General features: G+C 57.4%; 13 protein-coding genes. 9 read left to right on the forward strand and 4 right to left on the reverse strand.

The annotated features are described in order from the left end of the window. Nucleotides 1–128: 128 nt before the first annotated feature. Complete coding sequence (gene setB, locus GT756_RS17440; RefSeq protein WP_048325162.1) at nt 129–1310, forward strand: sugar efflux transporter SetB; 1182 nt, start codon at nt 129–131, stop codon at nt 1308–1310. Nucleotides 1311–1344: 34 nt separating this feature from the next. On the opposite strand, the gene GT756_RS17445 is transcribed toward setB, so the two are convergent. Together GT756_RS17445 and GT756_RS17450 are read right to left on the reverse strand one after the other, a co-directional pair. Next, nucleotides 1345–2481 carry an HlyD family secretion protein gene (locus GT756_RS17445; protein WP_004201644.1) on the reverse strand — a complete coding sequence of 379 codons (1137 nt, stop codon included), beginning with the start codon at nt 2479–2481 and terminating at the stop codon, nt 1345–1347. Nucleotide 2482: 1 nt separating this feature from the next. Continuing rightward, nucleotides 2483–2827 carry a DUF3302 domain-containing protein gene (locus GT756_RS17450; RefSeq protein ID WP_017899321.1) on the reverse strand — a complete coding sequence of 115 codons (345 nt, stop codon included), beginning with the start codon at nt 2825–2827 and terminating at the stop codon, nt 2483–2485. A 213-nt stretch (nt 2828–3040) separates the two neighbouring features. On the opposite strand from GT756_RS17450, the gene GT756_RS17455 reads away from it, so the two are divergent. Next, nucleotides 3041–3973, forward strand: coding sequence for a LysR family transcriptional regulator (locus tag GT756_RS17455; protein ID WP_017899320.1), 933 nt, complete (start codon nt 3041–3043; stop codon nt 3971–3973). Between the two features lie 2 nt (nt 3974–3975). Here GT756_RS17455 and GT756_RS17460 read toward each other — a convergent pair whose 3' ends face one another. Then, nucleotides 3976–4230 (reverse strand): YkgJ family cysteine cluster protein, encoded by a 255-nt coding sequence (locus GT756_RS17460; protein WP_004201647.1) that lies wholly within the window; start codon nt 4228–4230, stop codon nt 3976–3978. Nucleotides 4231–4377: 147 nt separating this feature from the next. On the opposite strand from GT756_RS17460, the gene yeiP reads away from it, so the two are divergent. Then, nucleotides 4378–4950, forward strand: coding sequence for an elongation factor P-like protein YeiP (gene yeiP, locus GT756_RS17465; RefSeq protein ID WP_002912951.1), 573 nt, complete (start codon nt 4378–4380; stop codon nt 4948–4950). 70 nt (nt 4951–5020) lie between these two features. Here yeiP and uxuA read toward each other — a convergent pair whose 3' ends face one another. Then, a complete protein-coding gene (gene uxuA, locus GT756_RS17470; RefSeq protein ID WP_048325164.1) occupies nt 5021–6211 on the reverse strand; it encodes a mannonate dehydratase in 1191 nt (396 codons plus the stop codon). Between the two features lie 207 nt (nt 6212–6418). Between uxuA and GT756_RS17475 the strand changes: the two genes are divergently transcribed. From GT756_RS17475 to GT756_RS17500, 6 genes are all read left to right on the forward strand, one after another. Next, nucleotides 6419–7885 carry a mannitol dehydrogenase family protein gene (locus GT756_RS17475; RefSeq protein WP_160124961.1) on the forward strand — a complete coding sequence of 489 codons (1467 nt, stop codon included), beginning with the start codon at nt 6419–6421 and terminating at the stop codon, nt 7883–7885. A 120-nt stretch (nt 7886–8005) separates the two neighbouring features. Next, nucleotides 8006–8983, forward strand: a complete 978-nt coding sequence (locus GT756_RS17480; RefSeq protein WP_043520310.1) for a GTP-binding protein — start codon at nt 8006–8008, stop codon at nt 8981–8983. Between the two features lie 37 nt (nt 8984–9020). Then, on the forward strand, nt 9021–9734 hold the full coding sequence (locus GT756_RS17485) for a phosphatase PAP2 family protein (RefSeq protein ID WP_172613748.1): 714 nt from the start codon (nt 9021–9023) through the stop codon (nt 9732–9734). Between the two features lie 427 nt (nt 9735–10161). After that, the gene (mepS, locus tag GT756_RS17490) at nt 10162–10731 is read left to right on the forward strand and encodes a bifunctional murein DD-endopeptidase/murein LD-carboxypeptidase (RefSeq protein ID WP_004201653.1); all 570 of its coding nucleotides are present in this window, start codon (nt 10162–10164) and stop codon (nt 10729–10731) included. Between the two features lie 187 nt (nt 10732–10918). Then, on the forward strand, nt 10919–12481 hold the full coding sequence (locus GT756_RS17495; protein WP_065878348.1) for a cyclic di-GMP phosphodiesterase: 1563 nt from the start codon (nt 10919–10921) through the stop codon (nt 12479–12481). A gap of 68 nt (nt 12482–12549) precedes the next feature. After that, entirely contained in the window at nt 12550–14355 is a 1806-nt protein-coding gene (locus tag GT756_RS17500; protein ID WP_160124962.1) for an extracellular solute-binding protein, read from the forward strand. Nucleotide 14356: the final 1 nt, after the last annotated feature.

A 14356-nucleotide genomic window follows, 5' to 3' on the forward strand; every position in this document is an offset into this window, starting at 1 on the left:
GCGTCAGCTTTTTGCTGAACCTTGTATTTTGAAACGCCTTTTTAATTATTCGTGCCATACTACTGTTTATTTTCAGCCAGCAGGCGTAAACTCCGCGCCGTCTCCTGAAACTACAGAAAACCAAACACATGGAAAACCGAAGCGCCGCCCTTCCCCGACGCGGGTTCGATGTCACCTCTTCCGCCTTCCTGATCGTCGCCTTTCTGACGGGCATTGCCGGGGCGTTGCAGACGCCGACCCTGAGCCTGTTTCTGACCAATGAAGTACACGTCCGCCCGGCGATGGTGGGTTTCTTTTTTACCGGCAGCGCCGTCATAGGCATTCTGGTCAGCCAGTTCCTCGCCGGACGTTCTGACCGTCAGGGCGACCGCAAGCAGCTGATTGTCGTCTGCTGCCTGCTGGGAGTGCTGGCCTGCGTGCTGTTTGCCTGGAACCGGAACTACTTCATTTTGCTGTTCGTCGGCGTCTTCCTCAGCAGCTTTGGTTCGACCGCCAACCCACAGATGTTCGCCCTCGCGCGCGAGCATGCCGACAAAACCGGCCGCGAAGCGGTAATGTTCAGCTCCATTTTGCGCGCCCAGGTTTCCCTGGCATGGGTGATTGGTCCCCCGCTGGCCTATGCGCTGGCCATGGGGTTTGGCTTTACCGCGATGTACCTCAGCGCCGCGGCGGCGTTTATCGTCTGCGGGATAATGGTCTGGCTGTTCTTGCCCAGCATGCGCAAAGCGAAGGCGGTGGCGACCGGCCGGCTGGAAGCCCCGCGCACGCACCGCCGCGATGCGCTGTTGCTGTTCAGCATCTGCACGCTGATGTGGGGCACGAACAGCCTGTACATCATTAATATGCCGCTGTTTATCATTAACGAGCTGCATCTGCCGGAGAAGCTGGCCGGCCTGATGATGGGTACCGCCGCCGGGCTGGAAATCCCCACCATGCTGATTGCCGGTTACTATGCCCGGCGCTTCGGTAAACGCTTTCTGATGCGCCTCTCCGCGGTGGCTGGGGTGCTGTTTTATGTGGGCATGCTGACGGTGCATACGCCGGGGCTGCTGCTGGCGATGCAGGTGCTGAACGCCATCTATATTGGGATCCTCGCCGGGATTGGCATGCTTTATTTCCAGGATTTGATGCCCGGGCAGGCAGGCGCTGCCACCACCCTCTACACCAATACCACCCGCGTCGGTTGGATCATCGCCGGCTCACTGGCGGGCGTGGTGGCAGAGATCTGGAGCTATCATGCGGTGTTCTGGATTGCGCTGGTCATGGGGATCGCCACGCAGGCCTGCCTGTGGCGGATCAGGGACGTCTAGATAAGGCTGCCCGGCCGGAGCCGGGCAATGGGGATTAATGATCCAGATAGAGATAATGCAGCCAGCTGGTCATGCGCAGCAGCACTTTGCGCATAATCGACACATGGGCAAAATAATCGGTATACACCGCCGCCTGGGCGCTGACCCCGTCCGGTAAATGTTCCACTTCCGGATGGGGATCGAGGTCGATCAGCACGTAAATGCCCTCTTTCCCTGCCCCGGCGTTCAGTCCTTGCAGCGCGCCGCTGGCCTGGTAGCTGCCGTCCGGGACGGTCGGCAACACCCGCGATACCTTACCGCTGTAGACGCTGCCCGGCAGACCGTTAAACACCACCTCCGCGCTATCCCCGGCCGTCAGACGCAGGACCGAATTCTGGCGGAATACCGCCACCACCTGGCGCTTTTGCTGGGGAATAAACACCAGCACCGGCTTGAAGGGCAGACGCACCGCGGTCATCCCCGGCCGCGCCAGAAGTTGGGTGACGTAGCCGTCGCTCGGCGCGCGAATCACGGTTTGCGCCAGATTATACTCCGCTTCAAGGATCTGCGATTTCAGGCTGGCAATATTGGCATCCAGCCCGTGGTAGCGTCCGGATACCTGCTCTCGGGCGTTTTGTAATTGCGCTTTCGCCGCCTGCAGTACCGCCGACTGGATCTGCACCTGCTGCCTGGCATGAGTCACATCCTGTTCCGAAAAAGGATTCACCGGCATGGCCGCTCCCTGGGCATAGCGCTGGTAGTCGCGGGTGACCCGGTCGTACTCCGCCTGCGCCTGCTGTACTCTGGCGCTGGCATCGTCAATGGTTGCCTGCTTCGCCCGCAGCGTGGCCTCCTCGGCCGCCAGATCGGCTTTCAGCTTGTTCAGCCGTGCGCGGTAGCGGGTATCGTCGATGCGAAACAGCAGTTCGCCCTTCTTCATTAACACATTGGTTTTACTGGTCACCTCCACCACCTCGCCTGATACCTGCGGCACCATCGGAATGGAGACGACAATTTTTTGCGCTCGCATCGTATAGGGGTGGTTATAGTTCATCGTTAATATTAGCGCACCGACGATCACTATTCCGCCTAATATAGCGGTGGGGATCGTCCATTTATTTACTGGAATGCGAAATATTTTAAACACGCCCCAGGCAATGGCGACATAGCAAAGGATAATTAACAGATCCATATTATTTCTCGCTATTCTCCACCGACGCCTGCTGGCTGTTTTTTAATGCCGCTTCAAGTAACGCAATGCGTTTCTCCAGCTCCGCTCGCTGCTGATGTCCCTCGGTCTGTGAGGCCATCCCCCAGCCACGATCAGGCCGGTACAACGTGGCCCAGATCCACAGAAAAGGCCAGATAGCATGCAGGGTAAACAGGCTTATCCAGCCTGCTACATGAATCGCGTCCTGATGGGGATGCTGGCGTTTTTGCGCGATGTGATAGGGAATATCGTGGATAATAATAACTCCATAAAACAATATGAGAAATACCAGTATTAATACAAACAAAGCAAAATAATTAAGCAGCATGGTGCATATACACTCAGTAAGCCAGCGGGAAGATCGTTATTTTTAATCACGTCGAGAACCACAAAAGAAGCAATAAAACGCACAGATTTCCTTAAATAAACGACTGTTCAACGCAAAGGCCATCATACGTTCAGCGGATCAATAAATCACATGGCAATTCAGCCAAACTGATATATCATTTTTGATATACCATTAATATCAGGCAGCGATAAGATGTTGAAAGACTTTAAAATGGACGAGCTGAGGATCCTCTGCGCCATCGCCGAAACCGCCAGCGTAAGCCGGGCAGCCCAGCGCCTGAATATGCCCCAGTCTAACGTCTCACGGACGCTGACCAGCGTGGAGCGGAAAGTCGGTCTGGCTATTTTTCTGCGCACCGCCAGGGAACTGGTGCGTACCGAGTTCGGCGAGCAGTTTATTCACGCCAGCAGCGCCGTTCTTGCGCAGCATGAGCAGCTTATCAACCTCGCCGACCGTTATAAGAACACACTGCAGGGCGTTGTCACCCTTGGAGCGCCCATCGGCATCCACCAGTTTCTCGGGCGCTATATTCTGCCAGCGCTAAGAAAAACGCTGCCGGAGCTGCAGATCAATCTGGTCACCCGCAACGCCAGCGAGCGGGAACAGAAATACGGCGCCATTTTCAATAGCGACTGCGATCTGCTGATAAGCCCCTTTAAGCCACAGAATGAAAACCTCATCGCCCGCCCGTTTACCCGCTTTCGTACCGGCGTCTTCGCCTCCCCGGATTACCTCGCGCAACACCCTATCGCCGAACCGGAGGCGCTGGTGGATCATGAGTGCATCACCCTGCGTATGCTGGGCGGCAGCGACAATATCTGGACCTTCAAAAGCAAAAACGGCAAACCGCTTAATCTCACGGTAAAGGGGGGATTCGTGTGCGATAACACGCTGCCGGCGGTGGAGCTGGCGAAGCTGGGGATGGGGATCGTTTATGCGCCCTACTATTCACTCGCCACCGAGCTGGCGGCAGGACAGTTGGTTCCCTGTCTGAAAAAGGAGCGCTGTATCGATCTGCAGGCCTGGCTTATCTACCAGCGACGGGACATTCTTCCGCTGCGCGTCCAGGCGCTGCTGGACGGCCTCAGCGTCCATATCAAAAACCTGTCTCATTTGCTGCTTTAAGCTCAGGGCGCGGTGGCCAGCTCAAGCGCCAGCAGCCAGGTAATGGCTTCATCACGATGAGTCAAGCACATCTCCGGCGAGGGCTGCAGGCTGGCGCACACCTTCGGGCGCAGTGGGGAACCGAAAATGAGGCACAGATTGTGCTCGGAGAGCTGAATACAGCGAGTGTTGGCCGGCTTGCCCTGCGGCATGCCGGGGATCGGCGATGATATAGAGGGGGCGATGCAACATGCGCCACAATCAGTACGACATTCCACAACCCAGCTCCCGAACGCTCATTTTGCGCCACAGCCTAAACGTTTTGCCAGAAGATAGCAAAACTCGCGAATTCCACTTGCCTGAACGCCCGGGCGCGAGTAGTTTTACGCGATATTTTTGACTCGTTAAGTGACAGGATTACTGCAATGCCAAGAGCGAATGAAATTAAAAAAGGTATGGTGCTGAATTACAACGGCAAGCTGCTGATTGTGAAAAATATCGATATTCAGTCACCCAGCGCCCGCGGTGCTGCGACACTGTATAAAATGCGCTTCTCCGATGTGCGTACCGGCCTGAAAGTAGAAGAGCGCTTCAAAGGCGACGATATCGTCGATACCGTGACCCTGACCCGCCGTTTCGTTGACTTCTCTTATGTCGATGGCAACGAATACGTGTTCATGGATAAAGAAGACTACACCCCTTACACCTTCACGAAAGAGCAGATCGAAGAAGAGCTGCAGTTTATTCCGGAAGGCGGCATGCCGGATATGCAGGTGCTGACCTGGGATGGGCAACTGCTGGCGCTTGAGCTGCCGCAGACCGTGGACCTGGAAATTATCGAAACCGCGCCGGGGATTAAAGGGGCATCCGCCAGCTCCCGCACCAAGCCCGCCACCATGAGCACTGGCCTGGTGATTCAGGTGCCGGAATACCTGACCACCGGTGAGAAAATCCGCATTCATATCGAAGAGTGCCGCTATATGGGCCGCGCGGATTAATCTTCCGTGACGAGTTGACATAAAAAAGGACAGCCGCTGGCTGTCCTTTTTATTATCCCCATTGCCGCGATTACAACAGTTCAGGGTATTTGGTCATCTTCAGCGCCAGCTCCACGCCGCGTACTTCCGCCATCCCCTTGAGACGGCCAATCGCCGAATAGCCTGGGTTGGTTTTCTTGCGCAGATCGTCGAGCATCTGATGACCATGATCCGGACGGAAGGGGATCGGGCGCAGATCGCCGGCCTGCTTACGCCGCTGCTCTTCACGCAGAATCGCATCCACCACCGCCACCATATTAACGTCGCCGCTAAGGTGCGCCGCCTCGTGGAAGGTTTTCGGGTTCGCTTCACGGCAGGTGGAGCGCAGATGGGTAAAGTGAATGCGATCGCCAAAGGTCTCCACCATCTTCACCAGATCGTTATCGGCGCGGACGCCATAGGATCCGGTGCACATGGTAAAGCCATTATTAATGCTGTCCACTGTCTCTTTCAGCCACTGCATATCTTCAATGGTCGAGACGATACGCGGCAGGCCAAGGATCGGCCGCGGCGGATCGTCCGGATGCACAGCCAGACGGATCCCCACCTCTTCGCACACCGGCACGATGGCCCGCAGGAAATAGGCCATATTTTCGCGCAGCTGCGCTTTATCGATGTGGTCATATTCCGCCAGACGCGCGCGGAACTGGTCGAGGGTGTAACCCTCTTCCGCCCCCGGCAGGCCGGCGATGATATTGCGGGTTAGTTTCTCAATGTCCGCTTCGCTCATCGCCTTGTAATACGCCTCGGCCTGGCGCTGCTCTTCTTCGCTGTAATCCGCTTCCGCCCCCGGGCGTTTGAGGATATGCAGTTCAAAGGCGGCGAAGGCGATCTGATCGAAACGCAGCGCCCGGGAGCCGTCCGGCAGCTCATATTCCAGATCGGTGCGCGTCCAGTCGAGGATCGGCATAAAGTTGTAGCATACGGTATCGATGCCGCAGGCCGCGAGGTTGCGGATGCTCTGCTGATAGTTGGCAATCCAGGTCGTATACTGCCCGCTGTGGGTTTTAATATCCTCGTGCACCGGAATGCTTTCGACCACCGACCAGGTCAGCCCTTTCGCCGCTAACAGCGCCTGACGCTCTTTAATCTCGTCGATCGGCCAGACCTGACCGTTTGCAATATGGTGCAGCGCAGTGACGACCCCGGTCGCCCCTGCCTGCCGTACATCATCAAGCGATACCGGATCGTTCGGCCCATACCACCGCCAGGTTTGCTCCATCGCTATGCCCTCACAAAAGTTGTTATACCAATAATGGCGACACTCATGACGACTACCATACATGTTTCTCAGCAGGCTGCAAACAGTGCCGGCGCATTGATTGATCCAGCTCACAGTCAGCGGATAATTTCGGCTTACCAATTTAATTTCCTGTCATATAACTTTAGACTGGTAATGTTAATAAGCAGTTAAACAGGTGTGTAAAGAATGACAACAATTGCAACCGCTACGCTACCGGAAAACGTGCAACGTCCTCAGTACGATCGCAGCCAGCTCCGCTCGCGTATTGTCCATTTCGGCTTTGGCGCGTTTCATCGCGCGCACCAGGCGCTGCTGACCGATCGCGTGCTGAATAACTTCGGCGGCGACTGGGGGATCTGCGAAATCAGTCTGTTCAGCGGCGATACGCTGATGAGCCAGCTTCGCGAACAGGACCACCTGTTTACCGTACTGGAAAAAGGCGCCGACGGTGATCAGCCCATTATTATCGGCGCAGTGCACGAATGCCTGAACGCCAGGCTCGATTCGCTGGCGGCGATTATCGAGAAATTCTGCGAGCCGCAGGTGGCGATTGTCTCGCTGACCATCACGGAAAAAGGCTATTGCATCGATCCGGCGACCGGCAAGCTGGATCCGACGCATCCGCGCATCGTTCACGATCTGGAAAATCCGACGCTCCCGCAGTCGGCTCCCGGTATTTTAGTTGAAGCGCTGGCCCGCCGCCGGGAACGCGGCCTGCCGCCCTTTACCGTGCTCTCCTGCGATAACATTCCCGATAACGGCCACGTGGTGAAAAATGCCGTCCTCGGCATGGCGGAAAAACGCAGTCCGGCGCTGGCGAGCTGGATCGCCGACAACGTTAGCTTCCCGGGCACCATGGTGGATCGCATTGTTCCCGCCGCCACCGCCGAGTCGCTGGCGGAAATCGCCGCCGTGCTGGGAGTGGAAGATCCCTGCGCCATCAGCTGCGAACCCTTCATTCAGTGGGTAGTCGAAGACCACTTTGTCGCCGGGCGCCCCGCCTGGGAGACGGCAGGCGTGCAGATGACCGACGACGTGCTGCCCTGGGAGCAGATGAAGCTGCGGATGCTCAACGGCAGCCACTCTTTCCTCGCCTGGCTTGGCTATCTGGCAGGTCATGCGCACGTCAGCGACTGCATGCAGGATGAGGTCTTCCGCCGCGCCGCCCGCCAGCTGATGCTTGACGAACAGGCCCCGACGCTGACCATTACCGGCGTCGACCTGGCGGCCTATGCCGACAGCTTAATCGCGCGCTTCAGCAACCCGGCGCTCAAACACCGTACCTGGCAAATCGCCATGGACGGCAGCCAGAAGCTACCCCAGCGCATGCTCGACGGTATTCGCGTGCATCTTGAGCGCGGCAGCCGCTGGCCGCTGCTGGCCCTCGGCGTGGCCGGCTGGATGCGCTACGTCAGCGGCACTGACGATGCCGGTCAGGCCATCGACGTGCGCGATCCGCTGGTGGACAAGATCCAGCAGCGGGTGGCGCAGAGCGATGAGCAGCAGCGTGTTGACGCCCTGCTGGGTCTGGAGGAAATATTTGGCCGCGACCTGCCGCGCAACGCCCTGTTTGTCGCCGGGATCCGCGCCGCCTGGCAGCAGCTGGCGATGCACGGCGCCCGCGAGGCAGTTGCCCGCGCGCTCGATTCTTAACAATATTTGCGCTTATGCGGACAGAATTCCCTTCTGTCCGCCTCAGGACTTCTCTTTTCCCTCTTTTTTCGTCAGGATAGGCATAACTGTTACAACATTACATTTATCCTGGAGAAAAGAGTGACCAGAACCAATTTGATCACCGGCTTTCTCGGCAGCGGTAAGACGACCTCGATTCTTCATCTGCTGGCGCAGAAGCCTGCGGATGAAAAATGGGCCGTACTGGTTAACGAGTTTGGCGAAGTCGGGATAGACGGCGCGCTGCTGGCCGACAGCGGCGCCCTGCTCAAAGAGATCCCCGGCGGCTGCATGTGCTGTGTCAATGGCCTGCCGATGCAGGTCGGACTGAACACCCTGCTGCGCCAGGGGAAACCCGATCGTCTGTTGATCGAACCTACCGGACTTGGCCATCCAAAGCAGATCCTCGATATTCTCACCGCGGCGGTGTATGAACCCTGGATCGATCTGCGCGCGACCCTGTGCATCCTCGATCCGCGTCAGCTACTGGACGAGAAAGCGGTCAACAACGACAACTTTCGCGACCAGCTGGCGGCGGCGGATATCATCGTGGCCAATAAAAGCGATCGGGAAACGCCCGAAAGCGCTCAGGCGTTTGCCGACTGGTGGCAACGCTGGGGCGGCGAGCGCCGCCAGGTGTCGGCGACCCAGGGGAATATCGACCTCGCCCTGCTTGATGAACCCCGGCGCAACACCGCCCCACTGCCGGCGAGCGCGGAGCACGCCCATCGCCATCCTCCAACAGCCGGTCTCGCCGCCCTTAGCCTGGCGGAACACCAGCGCTGGCGCCGCCACCTTAACAGCGGCCAGGGCTATCAGGCCTGCGGTTGGATCTTCGACGCGGAAACGGTCTTTGACACCATCGCCCTGCTGGAGTGGGCCCGGCTGGCGCCGGTGGCGCGCGTCAAAGGTGTGCTGCGCATTGCCGAAGGGGCGGTGCGGATCAACCGCCAGGGTGAGGATCTGCATATCGAGACCCTCAGCGTTGCCCCGCCCGATAGCCGCATCGAGCTTATCTCCGCTAATGAAGCCGACTGGAATGCGCTCCAGACCTCATTGTTGAGGCTTCGTTTAAGTTAAGGCGGCTAAGGTTGCCGCCGACTGTCACAAAATCGCAATGGCTATGATGAAAAACCGAATTCCTTTAATCTTGCTGCTAAACATCGCGGGTGTGGCGCTATTTTGCTCCTGGTATCTGCCAGCCAACCACGGCGCGTGGGCGCCTGTTGACTCCGCGATCTTCCATTTCTTTAACCATGGCGTCAGCGTCAGCCGCGCTTACGCCTGGCTGCTGGCGATCATCAACAATCGCGCCTTCGACGCCTGCTCGCTGCTGGCGATGGGGTGCCTGATGCTTAGCTACTGGCTCAAGGCGCCGGCGGCAGGCCGTCGTCAGATCGCCATTATGGGCCTGGTGATGCTGCTGGCGGCGGTGATCATCAACCAGCTGGCGCAGCACCTGATGCCGGTTCAGCGCGCCAGCCCGTCGCTGTTTTTCAGCGATGTGACCCGCGTCAGCGACGTCGTTAACTTCCCCACTAAGGATGCTTCCAAGGACAGCTTCCCCGGCGATCATGGGATGATGCTGCTGATCTTCGCGAGCTTTATGTGGCGCTATTTTGGTCGCCGCGCGCTGGCCGTGGCGCTGGTGATATTTGTGGTCTTTGCTTTCCCGCGGGTGATGATTGGCGCCCACTGGTTCAGCGATATTGCCGTCGGCTCGCTGACCGCCGTGCTGATTTGCGCGCCCTGGGTATTGATGACTCCCTTGAGCGATAAACTGATCGCCTTTTTCGATCGCTACTTACCCGGTGGAATATCAGCCAAATAATGTCTCCGGCAGTCGCCAGACTCATTATCTATAAGGGGACCTTTTGGGTCCCTTTTTTTCAATTGTCCTTTTTTTCTACATCACGTTCATCTTCTTGTCACATTAATCCCGTGACAAATGAAGGAATTGTCTGTTTTTTGCCCGATATTGTCGCTATTTTGGCCTTTCCCGATGATTCACTTTTTGTCACCAAAATACTTATAAGAAATCGCGCAAAACCGCTCGCCATGCGGCGTTTGATAGGGTAATCTCGTTCTCGTTTTGCCTTTTCCGCAACATTAATTCAAGGCGTGAATAAAATTGTGCGTGACTGCACAAATTTAAGCTTAAGGAATTGTCTCATTGCGGATGGGTATTTAGGCTCTAACACGTTTGGCATTTTTTATAACGACATTGTCGTTAAGGACAACAAGGGAAAATAAACAGCATGGTCAAATCTCAGCCGATTTTGAGATACATCTTGCGGGTAGCCCCCGCGATTGCAGTAGCGGTTCTGCTTTCCGCGTGTAGTTCAACAAGTACCGCCAGGAATATGCATTCTGAGACGCATGCTGTGGGTAGTGGCGATTTATCATCACTGCAAGCCTCTCAGGATGAATTTGAAACGATGGTCCGTAACCTGGACGTGAAGTCCCGTTTAATGGATCAGTATGCCAGCTGGAAAGGCGTACGTTACCGCCTCGGCGGCAGCACCCGAAAAGGTATCGACTGCTCGGCGTTCGTGCAGCGCACCTTCCGCGAACAATTTGGTCTGGAACTGCCGCGTTCAACTTCTGAACAGCAGGAAACCGGAAAATCGATTTCCCGTACCCAGCTGCGTACCGGCGATCTGGTTCTGTTCCGTGCCGGTTCTACCGGCCGCCATGTCGGGATCTACCTCGGCAACAACCAGTTTGTTCACGCCTCTACCAGCAGCGGGGTGACTATCTCCAGCATGGATGAGCCATACTGGAAAAAGCGCTACAACGAAGCGCGTCGAGTCCTGAGCCGCTCGTAAACTGTCCTCTACCGCCGCCGGTTATCCCTTGGCTGGAAGCGGGATAAAAAACACTGCCCCGGCAGTGTTTTTTTTTGCCACCTGATTCTGAACGACGCAAAATAAGCTATGTCTTTTAAGTGGGAATGAGAAAAACGACGACTGACAACCCGTTGCTGCGCATCAATAACACGGAAAGACTATAGCTATGCTGACTCGCTACTTTTCGCCCCAGCGTAAAACCTGGCTAACCAGCCTGTGCGTGGGAATTATCGTCGCGCTACTGGCCGGCAGCATTCAGTTTATGGTGATTTACCATAACCGGGCGGAGCGTTTCGACGCCATTATCAACAACGTTAATACCTATCTGAAGAGCTACTTTCACGACCTGCGGCAGACCATCAACGGCCTGCAGCCGCTGGTGGACCAGCCCTGCGAGAATATTGACTCTGGGCTCACCTCCCATGCCGCTTTCAGCCCTAACGTCCGCGCCTTTCTGCTGGTCAAAAACGGCGTGGCCTTTTGCTCCTCGGCAACCGGCGCCATGGATACCCCCCTCACCCAGCTGATCCCAGCCATTGATATCCGCAAACCCCTTGATATGGCCATTTTGCCGGGCACGCCGATGATGCCGAAGAGCGCGGCGCTGGCGTTGTGGGTAGGAAAACCTGGTGATAAAAACAGCGGCATTTTCGTGTCGATTAACGCCAATCTCACACCGTATATCCTCTATTCTGCACGGCAGAATGATTTCAGCGGCATTGCGCTGGCCATCGATCACACCGCCATCTCCACCTTCAGTAACCGGCTGGTGGATCCGCAAACGCTGCATAACGCGCCGATCCGCCAGACACAGATCGAGGGTTTACCGCTGAAAGTCTACCTGTATGCCAACAGCTGGCTGGCGGAAAATACGCAGTTTGCTCTGCTGCTCGGGGTGGTGTGCGGCCTGCTGGCGGGGCTACTCTGCTATTACGTGCTGACGATCAAATCCGATCCGCGAAAATCCATTCTCCTGGGGATCAAAAACAACCAGTTCTACGTCGTCTATCAGCCGGTGGTGAATGCCCAGACTCTGCATATCAGCGGCGTCGAGGTCCTGATGCGCTGGCGCCATCCGGTGGTGGGCGAAATCCCGCCCGACATCTTTATTAACCTGGCCGAAACCCAGCAGATGATCGTGCCGCTGACCCATCATCTGCTGGCGCTGATCGCCCGCGATGCTGCGGTGTTGAAGCGTATTCTGCCGCGCGGCGTCAAGCTGGGGCTCAATATATCCCCTGCCCATCTGCAGGCCGACAGCTTCCGCGACGATATGCTGCGCTTCGCCGCCGCGCTGCCCGCCGGCCATTTTCACGTGGTGCTGGAGGTGACCGAGCGGGCGATGATTGATAAAGAAAAATCGATGGCTAACTTCGCCTGGCTCCACCGCCAGGGATTCGAAATCGCGATTGATGATTTTGGCACCGGGCATAGCGCGCTGATCTACCTTGAGCGCTATAACTTCGACTATCTGAAGATCGATCGCGGTTTTGTGCAGGCGATCGGCACCGAAACCGTTACCTCGCCGGTGCTGGATGCGGTACTGACCCTCAGCCGCCGGCTGAAATTAATGACCGTCGCCGAAGGGGTGGAGACCCAGGAGCAGGCGGAGTGGCTCCGCGCTCAGGGGGTTCATTTCCTGCAGGGGTACTGGATCAGCCGGCCGCTGTCGCTGGCGGCGCTGGTGGCCGCGCACGATGAACCCGCGAACTATTTCACAACGCGTTAAGTCTCACTTATGATGCGGGAACAGAAGTCGGCCATGGGGGCCGGCTATGACGGGGTATTCTGCCGCCTATGTATGCGCGACTTTTTCTGCTTCTGCTTGCTCTGTTTAGCCTGAGCGCTAACGCGCAATCCATTCAGGAAAGCGTCGCCTTCGCGATTATCGGCGAACCCAAATACGCCGCCGGTTTCAGCCATTTTGATTATGTTAATCCACAGGCGCCGAAAGGCGGCACCCTCACCCTGGCGGCGATTGGCACCTTTGACAACTTCAACCGCTACGCGCTGCGCGGCAATCCCGCGGTACGCACTGAGGCGCTCTACGATCCCCTGTTCACCACCTCGGATGATGAGCCCGGCAGCTACTATCCGCTGATTGCCGAGCGGGCGCGCTACGCCGGGAACTATTCATGGATGGAGATCGCCCTCAACCCGCGCGCCCGTTTTCACGACGGCACGCCGATCACCGCCCGCGATGTCGCTTTTACCTTCAATAAGTTTATGACCGAAGGGGTGCCGCAGTTCCGCCTCTTTTATAAAGGCACCACCGTGAAGGCCATCGCGCCGTTGACCGTGCGTATCGACCTCGGCCAGCCCGGTAAAGAGAACATGCTGAGCCTGCTGAGCCTGCCGGTGATGCCCGAGGCGTTCTGGCGTCATCACAAACTCAGCGACCCGCTGTCAAAGCCGCCGCTGGCCAGCGGGCCCTACCGCATCAGCGCCTGGCGGATGGGACAGTATATTACCTATTCCCGGGTCACCGACTACTGGGCGGCCGACCTGCCGGTCAACCGCGGTCGCTGGAACTTCGATACGCTGCGCTATGACTATTATCTTGACGACAACGTCGCTTTCGAAGCCTTTAAAGCCGGGGCCGTCGACCGCCGGGAAGAGACGGTCGCCAAAAACTGGGCCACCCGCTACGTCGGCCGCAACTTCAGCCGCGGCTACATCATCAAAGAGGAGTATGCCAACACCTCGGCGCAGGATACCCAGTGGCTGGCGTTCAATATCCAGCGCCCGGTATTCGCCGATCGCCGGGTGCGGGAGGCTATTACCCTGGCGTTTGATTTTGAATGGATGAACAAAGCGCTGTTCTACAGCGCCTATCAGCGCGCCAATAGCTATTTCCAGAACACCGAATATGCCGCCCGCAGCCTGCCCGACGCGGCCGAACTGGCCCTGCTGACGCCGATGAAAAACGAACTGCCCCCCGAGCTCTTCAGTCAGGTTTACCAGCCGCCGGTCTCCCGCGGCGATGGCTTTGACCGCGCCAACTTACTCAAAGCCGACGCCCTGCTCAACGCGGCAGGCTGGACGGTGAAGAACCAGCGCCGGGTTAACGCCGCCACCGGCAAGCCGCTGCGCTTTGAGCTGCTGATGCCGGCCGGAAGCAATGACCGCTGGGTGCTGCCGTTCCAGCACAACCTGCAGCGCCTGGGGATCGTCATGGATATTCGTCAGGTGGATAACTCGCAGTACAGCAACCGCCGCCGCAGCCGCGATTACGACATGATGCCAAGCCTGTGGCGTGCCATGCCCTGGCCGGGGACCGACCTGCAAATCTCCTGGGCGTCAGACTATATTCACTCCAGCTACAACGCGCCGGGGGTGCAGAGTCCGGTGGTAGATAAACTGATTGCGCAGATCCTGCAGTGGCAGGGTAATAAGCAGAAGCTGATCCCGCTCGGCCGGGCGCTGGACCGCGTCCTCACCTGGAACCACTATATGTTGCCGATGTGGTATATGGCGCAGGACCGCACCGCGTGGTGGAATAAATTCTCGTTCCCGAAAACCCGCCCCATTTATTCGTCCGGCCTTGATACCTGGTGGTATGACGCGAACAAAGCGGCCACCCTCCCCGCGGACAGACGCTAAG

This window comes from Klebsiella sp. Q2 (assembly GCF_009900705.1).
GTDB classification, from domain to species: domain Bacteria; phylum Pseudomonadota; class Gammaproteobacteria; order Enterobacterales; family Enterobacteriaceae; genus Klebsiella; species Klebsiella quasipneumoniae.